Origin of the sequence: Azospirillum brasilense (assembly GCF_003349955.1) — a bacterium.
Lineage (GTDB): Bacteria > Pseudomonadota > Alphaproteobacteria > Azospirillales > Azospirillaceae > Azospirillum > Azospirillum brasilense_B.
Map to the genome: position 1 here is coordinate 131,768 of NZ_QLKQ01000001.1, position 18,923 is coordinate 150,690.

11 protein-coding genes are annotated in these 18,923 nt (G+C 70.6%); 3 read left to right on the forward strand and 8 right to left on the reverse strand.

What is annotated here, in order from left to right:
• Window positions 1-26: 26 nt before the first annotated feature.
• On the reverse strand, window positions 27-2,432 hold the full coding sequence (locus DXK32_RS00600) for a hybrid sensor histidine kinase/response regulator (RefSeq protein WP_247876901.1): 2,406 nt from the start codon (window positions 2,430-2,432) through the stop codon (window positions 27-29).
• A gap of 246 nt (window positions 2,433-2,678) precedes the next feature.
• Here DXK32_RS00600 and DXK32_RS00605 point away from each other — a divergent pair, with 246 nt between their 5' ends.
• A complete protein-coding gene (locus DXK32_RS00605; RefSeq protein ID WP_247876902.1) occupies window positions 2,679-3,557 on the forward strand; it encodes an LOG family protein in 879 nt (292 codons plus the stop codon).
• 3 nt (window positions 3,558-3,560) lie between these two features.
• Here DXK32_RS00605 and DXK32_RS00610 read toward each other — a convergent pair whose 3' ends face one another.
• Window positions 3,561-4,349: a DUF3750 domain-containing protein gene (locus tag DXK32_RS00610; RefSeq protein WP_114856716.1), complete on the reverse strand. Its 789-nt coding sequence runs from the start codon at window positions 4,347-4,349 to the stop codon at window positions 3,561-3,563.
• 122 nt (window positions 4,350-4,471) lie between these two features.
• On the opposite strand from DXK32_RS00610, the gene DXK32_RS00615 reads away from it, so the two are divergent.
• Complete coding sequence (locus DXK32_RS00615; protein ID WP_114856717.1) at window positions 4,472-4,912, forward strand: hypothetical protein; 441 nt, start codon at window positions 4,472-4,474, stop codon at window positions 4,910-4,912.
• 6 nt (window positions 4,913-4,918) lie between these two features.
• Here DXK32_RS00615 and DXK32_RS00620 read toward each other — a convergent pair whose 3' ends face one another.
• Entirely contained in the window at window positions 4,919-6,967 is a 2,049-nt protein-coding gene (locus DXK32_RS00620) for a mechanosensitive ion channel family protein (protein WP_114856718.1), read from the reverse strand.
• Between the two features lie 346 nt (window positions 6,968-7,313).
• Between DXK32_RS00620 and DXK32_RS00625 the strand changes: the two genes are divergently transcribed.
• Window positions 7,314-7,694 carry an RT0821/Lpp0805 family surface protein gene (locus DXK32_RS00625; protein ID WP_114856719.1) on the forward strand — a complete coding sequence of 127 codons (381 nt, stop codon included), beginning with the start codon at window positions 7,314-7,316 and terminating at the stop codon, window positions 7,692-7,694.
• Between the two features lie 12 nt (window positions 7,695-7,706).
• Here DXK32_RS00625 and DXK32_RS00630 read toward each other — a convergent pair whose 3' ends face one another.
• The 5 genes from DXK32_RS00630 to DXK32_RS33390 all read right to left on the reverse strand — a co-directional run.
• Window positions 7,707-9,908, reverse strand: coding sequence for an HlyD family efflux transporter periplasmic adaptor subunit (locus DXK32_RS00630; protein WP_114856720.1), 2,202 nt, complete (start codon window positions 9,906-9,908; stop codon window positions 7,707-7,709).
• 3 nt (window positions 9,909-9,911) lie between these two features.
• Entirely contained in the window at window positions 9,912-11,276 is a 1,365-nt protein-coding gene (locus tag DXK32_RS00635) for an efflux RND transporter periplasmic adaptor subunit (RefSeq protein ID WP_114856721.1), read from the reverse strand.
• Complete coding sequence (locus DXK32_RS00640; protein ID WP_247876903.1) at window positions 11,266-12,054, reverse strand: efflux RND transporter periplasmic adaptor subunit; 789 nt, start codon at window positions 12,052-12,054, stop codon at window positions 11,266-11,268. The genes DXK32_RS00635 and DXK32_RS00640 overlap by 11 nt, the downstream gene beginning before the upstream one ends.
• 141 nt (window positions 12,055-12,195) lie before the next feature.
• Complete coding sequence (locus DXK32_RS00645) at window positions 12,196-14,061, reverse strand: TolC family protein (protein WP_114856722.1); 1,866 nt, start codon at window positions 14,059-14,061, stop codon at window positions 12,196-12,198.
• A 68-nt stretch (window positions 14,062-14,129) separates the two neighbouring features.
• Window positions 14,130-18,923: Ig-like domain-containing protein (locus DXK32_RS33390; RefSeq protein ID WP_282184560.1), on the reverse strand; the 4,794-nt coding region annotated here is incomplete at its 5' end.

The window sequence follows — 18,923 nt, forward strand, 5'->3', positions numbered from 1 at the left end:
ATCGGCGCCGCTGGTGATAGCAACGCTCAAGCCGGCCCAATGGCTCCAAGATGGCGGGCCAGCGCGGCTTCGAGAAGGCGCGGGGTCACCGGTTTGTGCATCAGGCCGAGACCGTGCTGCGCGGCGTCGCGCTGCGGTTCCGGCCCGATCTCCCCGGTGACGATCAGGCCCGGAACGCCCTCGCCGAACAGGTCGCGGATGCGCAGGATCGCCTCGGTACCGACACGCCCCTGGCGCAGCCGGTAATCGGCCAGCACGATGTCGGGTCGCCGGCCGCCGCCGCGCAGTTGCTCCAGCGCCTCGCCGATGCTTCCGGCGGACAGCACCTCGAATCCCCATTCGCCGAGCATCGCCGCCAGCCCCATCAGAACGATGGCGTCGTCCTCCACGACCACGGCCAGCCGCCCGTCCCCGGTCGTCGCCTTAGCCTCGTCCCGCGCCATTCGGACGGGCGGCGGAGGATGCGGCGCGTCGTGGCGGACCAGCGGCACGCTGACCGAGAAGATCGAACCGCGCTCCGGACGCGACACCAGATCGACCGGGTGATCGAGCAAACGCGACAGCCGCCGCACGATGGCGAGGCCGAGGCCGAGACCCTGGTCGCGGTCGCGCTCCGGATTGCCGATCTGGTGGAACTCCTCGAAGATGCGCTCCCGCTGGTCGGGCGGGATGCCCAGGCCGGTGTCGTGCACCTCGACGCACAGGCGGGTTCCCTGGGGCCGGCAATCGACCATCACGCGGCCGCGGTCGGTGTAGCGGATGGCGTTGTCGACCAGATTGCGCAGCATCCGGCCCAGCAGGACGCGGTCGCTGCGCACCGTGCCGGTGAAGGGTACGACCCGCCAGTCCAGCCCCTTGGCCTCGGCCAGCGGGGCGTAGGCGGCGGACAGCGGGCCGAGCAGGTCGGAGACCGGGAACTCCTCGATCTGCGGCGCCACCACCCCGGCGTCGAGGCGCGACACGTCGAGCAGGCTGTCCAGAAGATCCTTCAGCGTGTCCAGCCCCTGCTGGAGCCGGTCGAGCGCCCGCTGCCCGGTCTCGCCGGTGACGTGCGGGCCGAGCGCCCCGGCGAACAGGAGGATCGACTGCATGGGCTGGCGCAGGTCGTGGCTGGCCGCGGCGAGGAAACGCCCCTTGGAGCGGTCGGCCTCCTCCGCCGCCTGCTGGGCGCGCCGGATGTCGTGGATGTCCACCGCGGTGCCGATCCAGGAGACGATGCGTCCCTTTTCCCGCACCGGCACCACGCGGCACTGGTGCCAGCGCCACGCCCCGTCGGCGCGGCGCATCCGTATGTTGCTCTGATAGGGGGTGCCGGCGGCGATCGACCGCGTCCGCAGCTCCAGGTACGCGGCGCGGTCGTCGGGATGGAAGCCCTGCCACGCCGACATGGTCTCCGGGTCCTGCCCGGTGTAGGTGCGCAATTCCTCGTTGTAGTACTCGGGCGTGCCGTCGGAACGGTTGATCCACATGAGCAGCGGCGTGTTGTCCACCAGCGTGCGGAACCGCGCCTCGCTCGACCGCAGCGCCTCCTCCGCACGCTTGCGGGCGGTGATGTCGCGGGCCACCCCGACGACGCCGGTGGTGCTTCCCCCGTCGTCGCGCAAGGGCATCACGCTGATCATCAGGACGCGCCGCCCGTCCTCCGTCGGGAAGGGCAACTCCTCCTCGACCGTCTCCTCACGCCCGGTGGCGATCACCCGTCCGCACAGGTCGTCGAGGCGCTTCGCCTCCTCCGGCGGGAACAGGTCGCCGCCGGTCAGCCCCGCCACCGCGTCCCGCGTCCGGCCGAACAGGCGCGCGGTCGCGGCGTTGACCAGGGTGAAGCGGCGCTCGCGGTCCTTGGTGAAGATCGGGTCGGTGACGCTCTCCAAAAGACTTTCCAGCAGGGTGTTCTTGTCCCGCAGCAGCCTTTCGGCCGCCTGGGCGGCACGTCGGGCGGCCTGGGAGTCCATCTCGTGCATGGCGAGGCGGGCGAACTCCTCCAGATCCCGCTCGTCCTCCGCGCTGAACTCGGGATGGGGCTGGTGGTCGAGAAGGGAGAAGGTGCCGATCCGCAAGCCGTCCGGCGTAATCAGCGGCGCTCCGGCGTAGAAGCGCAAATGCGGCGGCCCGGTGACCGCCTCATGACCGGCGAAGCGGTCGTCCTCCAGCGCGTCGCGGACGACCAGCACCGCGTCGCCGAGGAGGGTGAAGGGGCAGAAGGGCAGTTGCCGCTCGGCAGGCACCGTTTCCAGCCCATAGCCGGCCTTGGACCATTGCCGCGTCCCGTCCAACAGGTTGATCGTCACGACGGGCATGCGGAAGTGACGGGCACCCAGCCGGGCCAGCCGGTTGAAAACCGCTTCCGGCGGCGCGTCCGCCGCACCGTCGCTCTCCAGCCGATCCAGCCGGGGGCGCTCACTCGAAGGCCATGGCGGCTCTGTGCTGGTCAACGTGGCCCCTTCAGGCAGGACGCGAGGCAAGACGCGGACAAGACGCCGGGAGCGGGTCCGGCCCCGCCTTTACCATCATGTGGGCAAGCTCAAGGCGCAAGGAAAGACACGGAGCCGGTTTCCCTTCCGCCTCCCGATGGTCTGCGGCACAATTGCTTTGAATGCAAATCCTTTGAGTCCGGGCAATGAGCCGCCCGCGCCCCCACATGACCAGAAGCCGTTCCCCGTCCCCACCCGGAGCACAGCATGCCGGAGCACAGCATGAAGGACAGCAAGCCGAACCACGAATCCGCCGCCTACCGGATCGCCTTCGAGGACCGTGATTTCCTGTTGAGCGAGCCGATGCGCGGTGTGCGCTTCATGCTCGAATACGCCAAGCCGGAATCGGAACTGAAAGCCTGGGGCATCCGCTCGACCATCGTGGTCTACGGCAGCGCGCGGGTGCCCTCGCCCGAGCGGGCGGAACAGCTTCTCCGCGACGCGCGGACGCCGGAGGAGCGGCAGCAGGCCGAGCGGCGGGCCAAGCAGGCGGCCTGGTACGAGGAGGCCCGGACCTTCGGCCGCATCGTGTCGGAGCGCGGCGGCGCCCTGGCGCCGACCGAGGATGGGCAGCGCGACAACGTGATCGCCACCGGCGGCGGTCCCGGCCTGATGGAGGCCGCCAACCGCGGCGCTCAGGAGGCCGGTGCGCCGAGCATCGGCTTCAACATCAGCCTGCCGCAGGAGCCGCACCCCAACCCCTACAGCACGCCGGAGCTGACCTTCCGCTTCCACTATTTCGCCATCCGGAAAATGCATCTGGCGATGCGCGCCAACGGGCTGGCGATCTTCCCCGGCGGCTTCGGCACCTTCGACGAGGCGTTCGAGATCCTGAACCTGCGCAACACCAACAAGGCCTCCCGCCTGCCCATCGTCTTCGTCGGCCGCGACTATTGGAACGAGGTGGTGAACTTCCGCGCACTGGCCGACCACGGCATGATCAGCGCCGGCGACCTGGAGCTGTTCGACATCGCCGACACGGCGGAGGAGGCGTGGGACTGCATGACCCGGCTCGGCCTCAAGCGCGGCAACCCGCCGCTGGGCCCCGCCGGCACCGGCATGTCCGCCGCCGACGAGGAGACCTGAGGCTCAGCCCGGCGGCGGGCTGTCGGCCGCGGGAGCCGTCGGTGCGGGGGCGTTCAGCGCCACCCGCCCGACGCCCGGGATCTTCACCGCGAGGTCGAAGGGGTCGACTCCGAAGGTCATGCCCAGCAGATTCACCTCGAACCCCTCCTCCCTGGCCAGAAGGAGACCGGCGAGGCCGAACAGGCTGACTTGCCAGCCGGTGCCGCTGGGCGCCCGCGCGATCAGGCCGGTGCCCAGATAATCCTTGCCCAGCGCCGTGGAGGGCAGGTCGAGCCGCAGTTCCGGCACCGCCCGCCCCACCCAGGCGGCGAAGGTGTTGCTGTTGGGGCCGGGCCAGATGCGGTATTCCCCGGCGTAGGGATAGCTCGCGGCGGCCTCGGCGATCTTGGGGATGGCGGCCTCGGCGGCGGGGCCGCGCAGCTCGGCCAGAACGGCGGGGGCGGAACCGAACCAGCGCCCGTCCGGATCGCGGTTGCTGACCGCCACCGCCGGCAGGCCGCGGTAGACCCGCCAGCCGATCACCTCGTAGACGGTGTAGGCCGACGCCCCCGCCGGCTTCACCGCGAACCACGGGTGGGTGCCGAAGGCGCCGCGCCAGGACAGGGCGCGGGCGGCGTAGACCTGCACCACCGCCTCTTGCGTCGTGACGGGATCGGGGGCGAGGCCGACCGACGTGCGATCGGCCCGGCTCCAGTCCACGCCAAGCGTCGCCGTCCCCGACGCGATCACGAAGGCCGGACCGGCCAGCAACAGGACCAGCGTCATCAAAATCACCAGGATGGTGGCCGTCATTCTTTTCCGCACCGCTCCCTCTCGCCTGATGGGCCGTTTCCCAGATAGGCTGTCATCGCCCCGCCCGCCACCGATGTTGTACGTTGGGGGCCATCGGCTTGGTTCATCAAAGGAGCGCACCGATGCCCGCCGCCGACCCGACCGACCTTCTGGACCGCATCACCCGGCAGGCGCCAACCCGCGCCGCGACCATGGAGGTCGCCCGCGCGCTCGGCTGGACCACGGGACCGAGCCGCAAGGGGTGGAAGGTGGTGCAGCCCACCGGCTACGTCGGCGGCATGGTCGTCCCGCCCAGCGCCGACACCGCCGCCGCGGAGGCGTGGTTCGACCCCGAGGGGACGGAGCGCGGCCTCGTCGGCCCCAGTGCCGAGTTCCCACCCTATCTGACCAGCCTGGACACCGCCCTGTCCGCCGTCCCCGCGGCGGAGCGGGCGGCCACCCTGCGGACCGCGCTGGACCGTCACCGGGCGTGGCAGGAGGAGACCGGCCGGGACGACGCGGCGCTCGCCCGCCTGCCCGCCTTTGTCATCGCGGTATGGCTGTCGGTTAAGCTGGCGGCGTGACGGGGGTCACTCCGCGGCTCCGCTCTGCTTGCCGGTGCCGTTCGTGGCCTGGGCGGCGGCGAAGCCGATGATCCGGTTGGCGGCGTCCGGATCGTCCACCCGCACCACCACGCCGCGCCCGACCAAGTGGATGCCGTGATCCTGGAAGGCGCGGATCAGGCGATGGTACGCCTCGCGCCGGATGACGAACTGCTCGTTGGGCTTGGTGATGAACTTGACCCCGATGATCGCCGCGTCGTCCTCCACCCGCCGCACGCCCTGGGACTTCAACGGTTCGATGAAGCTCGGCCCCATCTCGGGGTCGGCGGACAGTTCCTTGCCGACCTCCTTCACCAGCTTCTTCACCAACCCCATGTCGGTCTCGGGTGGAACGCGGAACTCCAGACGCATCAGCGCCCAGTCGCGGCTGTAGTTGGTCAGCGCCTTGATCTGGCCGAAGGGCAGCGTGTGCACCGCGCCGCGGTGGTGGCGCAGCTTCAAGGAGCGCAGGGAGATGCCCTCCACCGTGCCGCGCAGGTTGCCGACCTCCACATAGTCGCCCATGTGGAACGCGTCCTCCAACAGGAAGAAGACGCCGGCCAGGATGTCGGCGATGGTCGATTGCGCGCCCAGTCCGATGGCGATGCCGACCACCCCCGCCCCGGCGAGCAGCGGCCCGATCTCGATGCCCAGCGAGGACAGGACGATCATGACGACGATGGCGACCAGCACGACCTGAAGGAACTTGCGCAACAGCGGCAGCAAGGTCGCCAGCCGCTGCCCGCGCGACGACACCCCGTCGTGCCGGGCCTCCTCCAGCGTCCGGTCGATCATCCGCACCACCATCGTCCAGGCGACGTAGCCCAGCAGAAGCACGACCGTCACGTTGAACAGCAGCCGCAGGGCAATGCCGGTCGCTCCGGTCGCCTGCTCCACCCGGAATCCCCAGATGGCCGCGGTGGCGAAAACGCCGACGACGAACAGGGCCAACCACAGCGCCCGCATCACCCGTGCCACCGCGGCCTTCCCCGCCTCCGTCTCCTCCCCCCGGTAGAAGCGGGCGAGCGGGCGCTGGGCCATCAGGGCGATGGCCGGCACCGCCAGCGCCACCAGCAGGCTGGCGAGCATCCGCGGCCCCGTCGCCGGCTCCAGCCGCACCGCCGCCGCCGCCACGACCAGCCACAAGGCGACGAGATAGACCGAGGCCACCACCGCCCACAGCCCAAGCGTGGAGTGGTCCTTCACCTCGACGCCCAATGGGCGGGCGATGGCCCGCGCCACCGGAACACGCCCGCGCCACACGCGGTAAAGCAGATACAGAAAGGGCACGGTGCTCAGCGGCAGGCCGATCGCGACGATGGCGTTCCCGCCGACCCCCAGCGCCAGCAGAAGATCGATCAACCCGAGCACCGTCGCGGCCAACGTCACGGTGACCACGCCCGTGCGGTGCAGGGCGCGCGCGTCGGCGTCCTCCAGCGGGATCAGGCGCAGCCTGGGGCGCCTCGGCGCGCAGAGGAAGCGGATCAGCCGGTCGGTCAGCAGAACGGTCAGCGCCGCCTGGAGCACCGCCAGAAGGACGGCCGGGGCCGCGGGATGCGGCGGACGCACGATCGCGTAAACGACCAGCACCCCGAGTGCGAAGGCGCCCACCGGAACCAGCCCCAGCACGAAGCGCAACGCGCCGGTCAGCAGCGGCGCCCCGCCGTCCGCCTCCAGCTTGCGGAGCGGCCCCGCCAGGACCCGGCTCGTCAACAGCAGCGCCGCCGTCCCCGCCGCGAAGAGGGTCAGCAGGCCGCGCAGCAGGCGCAGCGGGTTCACCGCCGCCTCCCGCCCGTTGGGGCGGGCGAAGGCGTCCGACAGGACGGTGGGAAGCCGTGGATAGGTGGCGGCGACCGCCTCCAGCCGCGCGGCATACACCTCCAGCGCCGTCGTCGGCCCGCCGGCCGCCGGCGCGTGGGCATCGGGCGTCTGCGCCACGGCCCATCCGGACGGCGAGGCGGCAAACAGCAGGACGGCAAACAGGGCAACGGCCGGCCACCGGGCCAACCTGCGGCGCGTCCCCGAATCTTCGTTCATAAGGGGCCATCCTGCCGGAGAGCGACGGAGCGGTGCCCATCGGGCGGAAAAGTCCGCGCCGATGACGGGGACCGACAATGGGAAACGCTCGTCCGCCCCTCGATCAGGAAGCCAGTACGTTACCGTTGCCTATCGGACGGCCCCGCGGCGGAACGCGCACCGTGATCCTGCCTTTGGAACATCTCGCAGCATGGCCGGATCATGAAAACGGCCGGAGGCCGCCGCCTGCCGATGCGTAAAGCGTATGTTACCGTAACACCCCGGTTCGTGACCTGTCTTCACATGAGGCCATCATAAATCGTTCCTAAAATGCCCGGATTTGAAAACGGCCATAAGGAGCCGCCGCATGCGCCTGTTACCCATCCCGTCCTTTGCCTTAGGGCTTTACGCCGTCGCATTGGTCGCGACGCTGGCCGTCGCCACCCCGGCGCAGGCGCAGTTCGGCCTTTTCCTCGGCGGACGCGGCGGGTTGGATTTGACGGACGAGGATTGGGATTTGTTCCGCAAGGCGCTTGGCGACGCGTTGACGCCCATGGAGGCGGGGCGGCGCACCGAATGGAGCAACCCGAAGACCGGCGTGCGCGGCGATGTCCTCGTGCAGAAGGTTCACGAACGCGACGGCGCGCCCTGCGGGGACGTGCAGGCCAACTTCATCCGGCGCACCGTCCAACCCTACAAGCTGACCTTCTGCAAGATGGCGAACGGGCAGTGGGCGATCGCACCCTGACGGACGCCGCCGTCAGAACCCGGTTTCGCGGATCAGCACGGCCAGCGCGGTGCGCCAGAAGCGGTCGGCCAGACTGCGCGCCTCGCCCTCCACGCGGGCCACGCCGCGCGTCTGGTGGGCGGGCCCCGCCTGCGTCCGGTCCAGCGGCGCCAGGGTCACCCGATAGACCGCCTCCATCGGCTTCAGGTTGGAGCGCGCGGCCTCGGCGTTCGTCCGCCCCATCGACGCTCCGGTCTGGCTCTCCACCGCGATCGGACCGCCGTGGATCGAGGCGAGGGCAGGAACATCCAGCCCTTTCACGCTCACCCGGTCCACCGCCGTCACCCGCGCTTCCAATCGGGGACGCAGCGGATCGTCGGCATGGAACACCGCCGCCGCCCCCACCGCGACGCGGCTGAGGTCGTTCTCGGCGACATAGCCGACCAGTTCCCCGACACCGTCGGCGACGATCTGGCCCAGCGCCAGCGACGGCCCGACCCAGCGCCCGGGGCGCAGCGCGTCGGCCACATCGACCACCTTGCCGGCGATGGGCGCGCGAATCTCCAACCGCGCCAAACCGTCCAGCAGGCCCTGCCGGTCGGCCAGCCCGGCGGCCAGATCCTCCTCCATCACGCGCACCCGGTCCAGCCCGTCGCGGGCAGCCAGCATCCGGTCGATGCGGTCCTGGGCCAGCGCAATGCGCAGCTCCGACTGCTGCAGGCGGCTGGTCAGCTCCGGCGCCTCCAGGCGGAACAGCAGGTCACCCGCCGCCACGCGTTGGCCGGGCTGGACCAGCACCTCCGCGATGCGGGACGGCACCGGGGCGAACAGGGTCGAGAAGCCTTCCGCCCGCCACACCGATGGCACGGCGATGGTCCCGGTGACCGGCACGAAGGCCAGCCAGACCAGCGCGGTCAGGCCGCCCAGGGTCATCAGGAGATTGCGGTTGGGCCGCAGGCTTCCCCGCCGCTCCCACCATTCCCTCATCTCGTTGACCAGCGGGCGCAGGATGAACCACCCGACCTCGACCGCGAAGAGCACGATTCCCAGCACCTTGATGAAGAAGTGATAGACCAGGACCGCGATGCCGATGAACAGCACCAGCCGGTAGACCCAGGTGGCGAAGGCGTAGACCAGCAACACCCGGTGCATCCACGGATCGAACCGTTCCGGCGCCTCCTCGCCCAGGCCGAACAGCCATTCGCGCAGCCGCCAGCGGGCCAGCGTGAAGGCGCGGTCCTGAAGATTCGGGACGTCCAGCGCGTCGGCCAGCAGATAGTAGCCGTCGAAGCGCATGAAGGGGCTGAGATTGATGGTCAGGGTCGTCACCCAGCTCACCGTCGCCACCAGGAAGGCGGCGCTGCGCAGCGGCCCGTCGGGCAGGAAGCTCCACGCCAGCGTGGCGAAGGCGGCCAGCGCCAGCTCCGTCAGCATGCCCGCCGCCGCGATGTGCAGCCGGGCCCGGCGCGAGACGAGCCGCCACGCGTCGCTGGTGTCGGTGTAGAGCACCGGCCACAGCACCAGGAAGGCAGCCCCCATCGTCGGCACCCGGCAGCCGAAGCGTTTCGCGGTGTAGGCGTGCCCCAACTCGTGCAGCGTCTTCGTCACCAACAGGGTCAGGCCGTACAGCGCCATGCCTTCCAGCGTGAAGAAATGCAGGAAGGTGTGGGCGAAACTGTCCCACTGGCGCATCGCCAGGATCAGGCCGAGGATCCCCGCGCCGATCACCGTCCACAACCACGCGCGGCTGTAGAAGGGCGCGACGTAGCGAACCGTGGCGTTCAAGAAGGCGTCGGGCCGGACCAGCGGAATGCGGAAGAACAGGTAGTTGTGCAGCAGCCACATCCACCAGGACGTGCGGCGCGCCGCCGTCTGCTTCGCGAGGAAGTCAACGTCGGCGCCCTGGGTCAGGTTGTTGCCGGCAAGGAACTTGTAGAGGCCGACCACATCCTCCGGCTCGGGCTCCAGGACCGTTTCGGCGGCCACCGCGGCGGCGATGGCGCGGGGCGATCCGTGATGCCAGCGGGCAATGACCTCGAAAGCGCCGTGACCAATGCGGAAGTAGCGGTTGCGCACCGGGTCGTGGATTGTCCAGCAGGGCGATCCATCCACCGCCGGCGGGGCCGGAAGCAGGTGAAGCTCCTCGCGCAGCGGCGGAAGCCGCACACTGTCCAGCGGGTCCACCGGCGTGACCCCCGCCGGCCCCGTCGCCATGCCGATGGCGGCGGCGCCCATGGCTCAGAGCCCCACGGTCTGGCGCAGCGCCGCCAACGGGCGGCGGAACAGGTAGAGGGCCAGCGGCACCCGCTCGCCCTGGATCTTGGCGGTGCCGCGCAGCCCGATGCGCGGTGTCGGCTGGTCCGGCGCCAGATCGGCGCGGACGCGGTAGGCCAGGACCCCGCCCTGGGTCAGCCCCGGTTCATAGCTGGCGTGGGACACCGTGGCGCGCAACGGCCGCAGGGGATCGACGTTCAGATAGAGGCTGACCTCCGCGCCCTCCTGGAGCACGATCGCGTCGTTGACCGGGACATGCACGTCGATCTCCGCGGCCTGCGGGTCGGCCAGGGTCAGGATGCGCTCACCCACCGCCACCGGCTTGCCCAGCCAGTCGTTGGCGTCGGTGAAGACCGCGATGCCGGCCCGCTCCGCCTTCACGGTGACGCGCTCCATCAGGTCGCGCGCGAAGTCCATCTCCGCCCGGCGCAGTTCCACCTGGGCCTTCAGCTGGGCGATGCGCGCCTTGCTCTGCGGATCGGCGAAAGCCCCCTGGGAGGCGGTCAGCAGTTCCGCTTCCGCCGAGGCCAGCGCCTTGCGCGCCACCTCCAGGCGGCTTCTCAGAATCGACGATTCGAAGCTGAACAGAGGCTGTCCGGTGGTCACCGGCTCGTTCGGCTGGACGTGGAAGCGTTCGATCACGCCTTCCAGCGGAGCGCTGACGATCAGCGGATCGCGCGGCGCCACCTCCGCGGGGGCCAGCGTCGATTGCGGCACCGGGATGGCGAGAACCGCCGCCAGAACCGCCGCCACCGCCAGAGCCCACAGCCCCTTGCGCGCCCGCAGCCCGGAGCGGCGTCCGGCCTGGGTCAGCGCCCACCATGCGTGTCCGTACCCGCCGGAAAGCTGGCCGAGAAGAACCTTCTCCCCCTCCGTCCATGCGTTGTCGCGGGCGAGCCACAACACCGATGTGACCGTGCCGTCCGGCGCCGGCAAGGGAACCCAAAGCGCCTGCGCCGGTCCCCACTGGCCCCAGTCACGAGCCAGCGCTGGCGGCACCTCCGTGGAAGCGACGCTGTGCAGGTTGCGCGCCTCCGCCCCCGCGGCGATGGCCGAGGCCGCGGCCTCCAGCCAGCGGGTGAAAGGGGCGTCGCGCTCCGGAACGGCGATGTTGGACACGGCTTCGAGCCGCGCCTTGCCCGATGGCGCGAGGGTCAGGAAAACCGCCTGCTGGTAGGCGATCATCCGCCGCGTCTGGTTCACCAGGAAGAAGCGCAGCGCCTCCGGATTCTGCGCCTGCCGGGCCTCCTGCTGCAGGTTCAGCAGAAGCAGGAGGCCGTTCAGCGGGTTGACCGCCTCCGTCCGGAGGGATGTGACGTCATCGGGCACCTTTGGCCTCCTCCGGCGGGGTGAAGCGGGCGGTTCCACTCATGCCGGCGACCAGGTTCGGAGCGTTGCCCTGCTTGTCGGCCTGCAGCTTGCCCGTCACCTTCAGCGACTGGCTGACCGGATCGACGCGGGCTCCGGTCAGGGTGACCTCACCGTCCAGGACCTCGCCGGTCTCGTCGATGCGCAGTTCGAATCGCTGGCCGGGTTTCAGCCAGACCAGCCAGGAGGATGGAACGATCAGCTCCACCCGGAGATCGCGGTCGGAGAGAACCTCCAGCAAAGCCGTGCCGGCGGGGACCGACTCATGCTCGCGAATGCGCTGTTCCACCACCTTGCCGTCGAAGGGCGCCTTCACGTCGCAGCGGCGGACCTCGATCTCCGCCTTGCGCAGATCGGCGCGGGCGGCCTCGGCCTTGACCTCGGCCATTTCGACCTCGGCCCCGCCGATGGATTTCAGCTGCTCCAGCCGGCGGTTCTGCCGCACGGTGACCTCGGCGGCACGGAGGTTGGCGCGGGCGGCATCGACCGTCGCCTGATAAAGGCTGCAATCGAAGGCGACGAGCGTCTGCCCCGCCTTGAAGGACTGCCCCGCCTCCACGGTCATCCGCCCGATGCGTCCGGCGATCTCGCTGGACAGCACGGCGTGCTGCCGCGCCTCGATCAAAGCGCGCACACCGCCTTCGGGGACCGGCGCCGGGTCGGCGGCGGCAAGCGGCAAGGGAAGCAGCGCGATAGACAGCGCGGCAAGGAAGCGTGAGGGGCGAAAGCGGCACATCATGGCAGAGATTTTCTGCACCCTTTGCTTCGGAAGCGCAACGATCCAGGATCGGCAAGTGATCCTGCACGCTTATTTGTTTCAACGGCGGTGCGCCGGCACAGCCGAAAGGGGGCGCCGCCGCGCGACGCCCCCCCCAAGGCGTCAACGCGCGGACGGACGCGCCATTGGGGCCAGCGCGCTCAGCGGCACCGAGTAGACCTTGGTCGGCTCCGCCCGGGTGGACGGGCTGTAGGAGACCGTCATCGGGGCCGTCATCGAGCCGGCAACCGGCGCAGCCGGTCGCGTCGGCAACTCGGCCACCGTCACGCGCTCCGGCAGGGCCGCCTTGCGGTCCACCGGCTCCCCGCCGCGCGCGGCCATCGGGGCGGCCGTCGGCTCGGCCGCCTTCTCGACCGAAGCGTTTTCCGCCGGAGCCCTTTGCGCCGGGGCCTTTTCGGAGGTCGTGGCGGAGGGAACCAGCAGATCCTGAAGGCGCGCCGTACCGCCGGCCTTCTGCTGCCAGGCGCCCAGCCCGTCGGACACCGCCTGACGCAGCGTCGCGAGATCCTGGGACGGCACGGCCTCCGGCATCGGATCGACGCCCGCCGACACCATGACGCGGGCGTAGGCGTTCTGCAGGTCGGCGTAGACGAGATCGCGCCGCAGGTCGGAGACGAGTTCCGACACCTCGGCCTGGATCACGCTCATGTCGCCCTGCTGGCCGACCGTGCTGCTGTTTGCGTACTGCTGCCGGATGCGGCGGTCGATCGCCGCCTGGTCGGCGTTGAGCGAGAACTCCTGCGACAGTTCGCGGAACTGCACCACCGCCACGCGCACCTGGCTCAGCACGGCGACGCTGAGGGCCTGACGGCGGAAGGCGACCAGCTCCTCCTGCGCCTTGGAGAAGGCGTGGGTGTCCGGGGCCGAGGCCAGCGACAGGATGTTCCAGGACACCCGTGCCCCGTAGTCGGCCCAGCGCTGGTTCAGCAGGAAGCTGTTGCTGTCGTAATGCAGGCCGGCGTTCAGGTCGATGCCCGGCAGCAGCTTCAACAGGGCGCGGTGCGTCTCGTCGGCGGTGATGCGGGCGTTGTAGGACTCCTCCAGCAATTCCGGCCGGTTGAGGAGCGCGTAGGTTTCCAGGGATTCCACCGACGCCGTGATCGCCGGGACGTCCTTGCCGGTGACGTCCGGCGGCATCTGGATCGTGAAGTTCTCGCCCGGCGGCAGGCCCATCAGCGCGCCGAGCTGCGACTTCGCGGCGACCAGCTCGCGCCGCAGCGTCTGGAGCTGGCGCAGCGTGTCGACCAGCGCGCGCTGGTAGGACAGGGTCTGCAGCGGGGCCTGGACACGCTGGGCCTCCAGGGTGCTCGCGTTCTTGCGCGCCGCCTCGATGCGCTTCTCCAGCGGATCGATCCGCTTCAGCAGCCGCTCCGCCGCGACCGCGCGCCAGTAGGAGGTGCGCACGTCCTGCAGGATGCCCTGCACGACGCGGCGGCGGCGCTCGTCGGCGATCAGGACGATGTTGGAGTTCTGACGGGCGCGCAGGTAGCTGACACCGAAATCGAGAATGTTCCAGGTGAAGCCCAGGTCGGCGGTCCGGCGATGCCGGTCGGTGGCCGTGGTGCTCTCGCCCGTGCGGCGACCGGTGGCGAGGTTCAGGCTTTCCGACCCGGATTCGTTGTCGCGCCCGGTGTAGCCCGCCCCGGCCACCAGACGCGGCAGCATGTCGAAGCGCGACAGGTCGAGCTGCTGGTTGGCAACCGCCATCTCCATCAGCTTCACGCGTTCGTCGAGGTTGTACTTGATGGCCCGCGCCATCGCCTCGTGCATCGACACCGGGCCGGTGATCGGCTCCTGCGGCGCCATGATCACCGACATGTCCTCGCGCAGGCGGGACACGTTCTCGTCGTCGGTCAGAGGCTTGGGGCTGACCGAACATCCGCTGGCGAGGAGTGCTGCGGCAGCGAGGACGAAGGACGCACGGGCTTTTTGGCCCCGCGGCCGGAGGGAGGAAGCGAACCGGGTCATTCTCGTCGGCAATCCATTTGAAAAGAAAAGCTTCGGCGGGGAAGAGGGGGGGGGAGGCGCGGGAGGCGCTAGGCCGCCCGGCTTCCCGGAGGAGCATGCGAGGTGAGGGCGGCGAGCAACGCCGCGGTCTGGGCATCGGCGGCGCCATGGATCTGGGCCACCTGTCGGGAGAAGGCCGGGCGGGAAGCCCCGTCGAGAAGATCGGCGCGTGGGCCGGGGGCCTGCCCCTGCCCGTCCGGCGCGACCGGAGCAACGCCGGAATCGCCGCCCGCCGGCGCGTCGCCAGCCGGGGGCTGCCCCTGCGGCTGGCCTTGCCCTTGCGGCTGTCCTTGCGGGGCCGCCGAGTTGTTGGGCCGGGTGGCCGGGGCGTTCTCGATGGTGGAGCCGGGCCGGTTGCCCGGTGCGTTGCCCAGCCCACCCGCCGCGGTGCCGGGGCCGCCGGGAGCAGCGGTGCCGCCTTGAGCGCCGCCGGAGGCCGCGCCGCCCGGGCCAACGTTGCCGTTGAGACCGCCGTTGCCGGTTCCGGAGCCGGTCGCCCCACCGCCGGCGGCGGGTCCACCCGTGCCGAGGCCCGCGCCCGAGACGCCACCCGCCGGGCCGCCGCCGAACGCGCCGCCGGAGCCGGCACCTGGACCAGCGCCAAGCCCGCCCGAAGCGGCGCCACCCAGGCCCGAATTGCCCAGGCCCGAATTGCCCAGGCCCGAACCGCCCAAGCCGGAACCGCCACCGACGCCGCCGCCCAGAGCGCCCCCGAGGCCGCCGCCGCTGCCGCTGACGACACCGCTCAGCCCCGAATTGCTCGCCCCGCCGGTGCTGCCGCCCAAAACCCCGCTGGACGAACTCGCCGTGCCGCCACCGGAGGGCGCCCCGCCCATGGCGGAGATGGTGATTGAACGCCCGGCATCACTGCTGGACGAGTTCCCGATGGCGCCGATGGTGATCGAACGCCCGGCGTCCGTGCTGCTGTTCCCGTTGCCGGCGGCGCTCCCGCTGCTGATCGTTGAGCTGGTGATGACCCGGCCCGCGTCGCTGCTCGTCTGCAGGCCGGGCAGAGTCGGCGCGGTTCCCAGAGTCGGTCCGGTCGTCTGCGTTATCCCCGTACCGGCAACCGATCCCACCGCGGAGTTGGACGAAGACACCGCCGTCGTCGTGTTCCCGCTTCCGGCGGCGACCACCACGACCGGCGGCGGCGGCGGCGGAGCCACCGAATAGGTGGTTGTTCCGGCGTTGCCGGTGTTGCCGACGGCATCGCTCGCCTTGGCCGAAATCACATAGCTGCCGACGCTCAGATCGGAAGCCAGGGCCAGTTGCCATGTGCCGGTCGCGCTGGCGCGCGCCGTGCCGATCGTCTGTCCGTTGATCGCAACGGTGACCAGGCTGTTCGCTTCCGCGGTGCCCTGCACGACCGGCGTGCTGCCGGCGGTGGTGTTCAGCGCCACGGTGGGAGCGGTCGGCGGCGTGGTGTCGATGGTGAGGGTGGTGACCGCCGACAGGCTGCTGGCATTGCCGGCCCGGTCGGTGGCCTGCACCTGGACGCTGTGCGTGCCGTCGGCCAGCGCCGCCGTGAACTGGAAGGTCCAGGCGCCGTTGGCGTCGGCGACCGCCGTTCCGGCGACCTTGCCGTCGACCAGCACGTTGACCGTGCTGCCAGCTTCCGTCGTTCCGGCGAGGGCCGGCTTGGCGATTCCGGAAATCCGCTCACCCGCCGCGGCACCGGCGACGGTGGCGCTGGTCACCGACGGCGCGGGCGCCACCGGCACCGCCGTGTCGATCACCACGGCCAGCGCATCCGACGGATCGCTGACGATGCCGAACCGGTTGGTCGCCGTGGTGGTGATGTTGTGCGTTCCGTCGGTCAGTGGCGTCTGGAGGCGATGGACCCAGAAGCCGTTCTCGTCGGCCACGGTGGTTCCCACCGCGATGCCGTCCACCAGCACGGTCACCGTGGCGTTCGCCTCGGCGGTGCCGGACAGGGTCGGCCTCGTCACGTTGGTCAACCGGTCCGTCGCCGACACGCCGGAGTCGGACAGGCCGCTCAGCGCCGTCCCGACCGGCTTCGCCGGGATCGGGGTGTCGATGCGCACCTCGCTGGTGTCGCCGATGCCCGCCAGCGCGGTCAGCAGCGGCCCCTGGGCGAGGTCCGTGACGATCGAGCCGTTCAGCGCCATCCCAAGGACGGAAACGCCCTGCGGCGCCCGGTCGCCGACCGGAACGACGTAGTCGAAGCGCAACAGCGTGCCGGTGCTGCCCGCCGCGTTGTAGGTCGCGTTCCGGATGTCGCTTCCGACCGCCAGTTCCAGAACCGGATTGCCGCCGTTGACGACGACCGTCTCGCTGAGTTGGACGAAGAAGCTGAGCGTCTCGCCGGGGAGGTAGGTCCGCGCCGGGGGCGGCGTGACGCTGACCACCGATGGCGGCGTACGGTCCACCGACAGGCTGCGGGTCGCCACGCTGGGGTTGCCCGCCGCGTCGGTGAGGCTGGCGGTGACGGTGTAGCTGGCGCCGTCGGTCAGCGCCAGCAGATCGCCGGAGGGGACGGTCAGGCTCCATCTGTTGTTGGTCACCGTCGTGCTGTAGGTCTTGCCGTTCAGCGACACCGTGACCGTCTGGCCATTCTCGACGCCGTTGGTCACCCCCGACACCGTCTGCCCGACGGCGCTGTCCGCCGCGTTCAGCACGTTGTCGCCCGCCACGGTGGCGATGGCGAGGGTCGGCGGCGTGCGGTCGACCGAGACGCTGCGCGTCGCCTGGACCGCGGCGTTGCCCGCCACATCCGCCAGATCGGCGGTGACGGTGTAAGTGCCGCCGTCCGTCAGCGCCAGCAGATCGTCGGAGGGGATGGACAGGCTCCAGGCGTTGTTGGTCACCGTCGTGCTGTAGGTCTTGCCGTTCAGCGACACCGTGACCGTCTGGCCGTCCTCGACGCCCGTCGTGGTGCCCGCCACCGTCTGGGCCACGGCGCTTTCCGCCGCGTTCAGAACGTTGTCGCCCGTCACCGTGGTGATGGCGACGGTCGGCGCCGTGCGGTCGAAGGTCACGGTCCGGACGGCGGAGTCGGCGCTCTCCATCCCGGCGATGACCTGACGGACGGTGAAGTCGACCGCGCCGCTGAGGCCGGACACGTCGACACCGGTGAAGCTGTAGGCGCCCGACGCGTCGGCGGTGGTCGTCGCCACCAGCGTGCCGTTGGCGTAGAGCCGCACCGTCGTGTTGGCGTTGGCGTTGGCGCCGCTGCCGTCGAAGGTGACGCTGGTTGCCTTGGTGATGTTGTCCGAGTTGCTGTTGCCCGTGTCCGACGCGGCCGCGAGGGCCACGGTGCTTGCCAGGGTGGCCGGGGTGATCGAAAGGCTGGCGGTGTCCGTGGCCGCGGAGAAGGCGGAGATGCCGCCGCCGCCCGCGGTCGCCACCTTGGTCCCGGCGGTGCCGCTGGTCTGGTCCCAGGCGCGGAAGGTGATCGCCGCGTTGAGGATGCCCGCGTTGTTGCCCGTCGGCTCGTAGTAGAGCCGATCCGTGGTGCGCAGCAGCAGCGCGTTTCCGCTGTCGTTCACCGTGCCGACGGCTGTCCAGGTGGAGCCGCCGTCGGTGCTGTAGTACCAGGTACCGCCTTCCGACGTGTCCACGCCGACCAGCGCGATGCCGGTGACGGCGCCGCTGTCCACGTCGGACACGTTCGTGCCGAGCGCCACCAGCGACGACACGGCGGCACCCACGGCACCGCTGGGCGCACCCGCGGCCTGGGCGACGTTGGGCAGGACAAGGACGGTGTCGGTCAGCACCGGGGCGTCGTTCACCGCGGTCACGGCGATTCCCGCCGTGGCGCTGCCGACACTGAACTGGCTGCCGCTGCCCTGCCCGCCGTTCGCGGTGGTGTCGTTGCCGACCGTGGTGCCCGCCGTACCGGAGGTCTGATCCCACGCCTTGAATGTGACGCCGCCGGTGACCGATCCGTTGTAGTCAGCGTTCGGCACGAAGCGCACGCGGTCGGTGCTGGCGAGCAGCAAGGCCGACGCGCCCGAGACGCCGGTGATGGTGGTCCAGTTTCCGGCCCCGCTCTTGTACTGCCACGTGCCATGGCTGGTGTCGGCCGCGGTGATCGCGATTCCCAGCGCGTTGCCGTCGACATCCGTGGCCGTCCCGGCGGAGGCGAGGATGGCCGCCACGGTGTCGCCGTTGTTGCCGGTGTCGTCTTCCTCGATGGCGGTCAGGCTACGCGCGTCCGTGCTCAGCACCGGCGCGCTGTTCAGGATCGCCGTGTAGGCCGAGGTCGCCGTCGGCGTGCCGCCCTTGCCGTCGTTCGCCGTCACCACAACCCGCAGGTACTTGTGCGCGTCGGACGTGGTCAGCGTGTAGCTGGCGCTCGTCGCCCCGCTGATCGACGCCGCGTTGGTCCCGTTGCTGTCGTCCGCGCGGTACCACTGGTAGCTGTAGCTCCGACCGTCGCCGTCGGCGTCGCTCCAACTGCCGTTGGTGGTCGACAGGGCGTTGCCCACCGTCGCCGTCCCGCTCACGCTCGGCGCCACGCTGTTCACCGGCGCGCTGTTCAGGATTTCCGTGTAGGCCGAGGTCGCCGTCGGCGTGCCGCCCTTGCCGTCGTTCGCCGTCACCACAACCCGCAGGTACTTGTGCGCGTCGGACGTGGTCAGCGTGTAGCTGGCGCTCGTCGCCCCGCTGATCGACGCCGCGTTGGTCCCGTTGCTGTCGTCCGCGCGGTACCACTGGTAGCTGTAGCTCCGACCGTCGCCGTCGGCGTCGCTCCAACTGCCGTTGGTGGTCGACAGGGCGTTGCCCACCGTCGCCGTCCCGCTCACGCTCGGCGCCACGCTGTTCACCGGCGCGCTGTTCAGGATTTCCGTGTAGGCCGA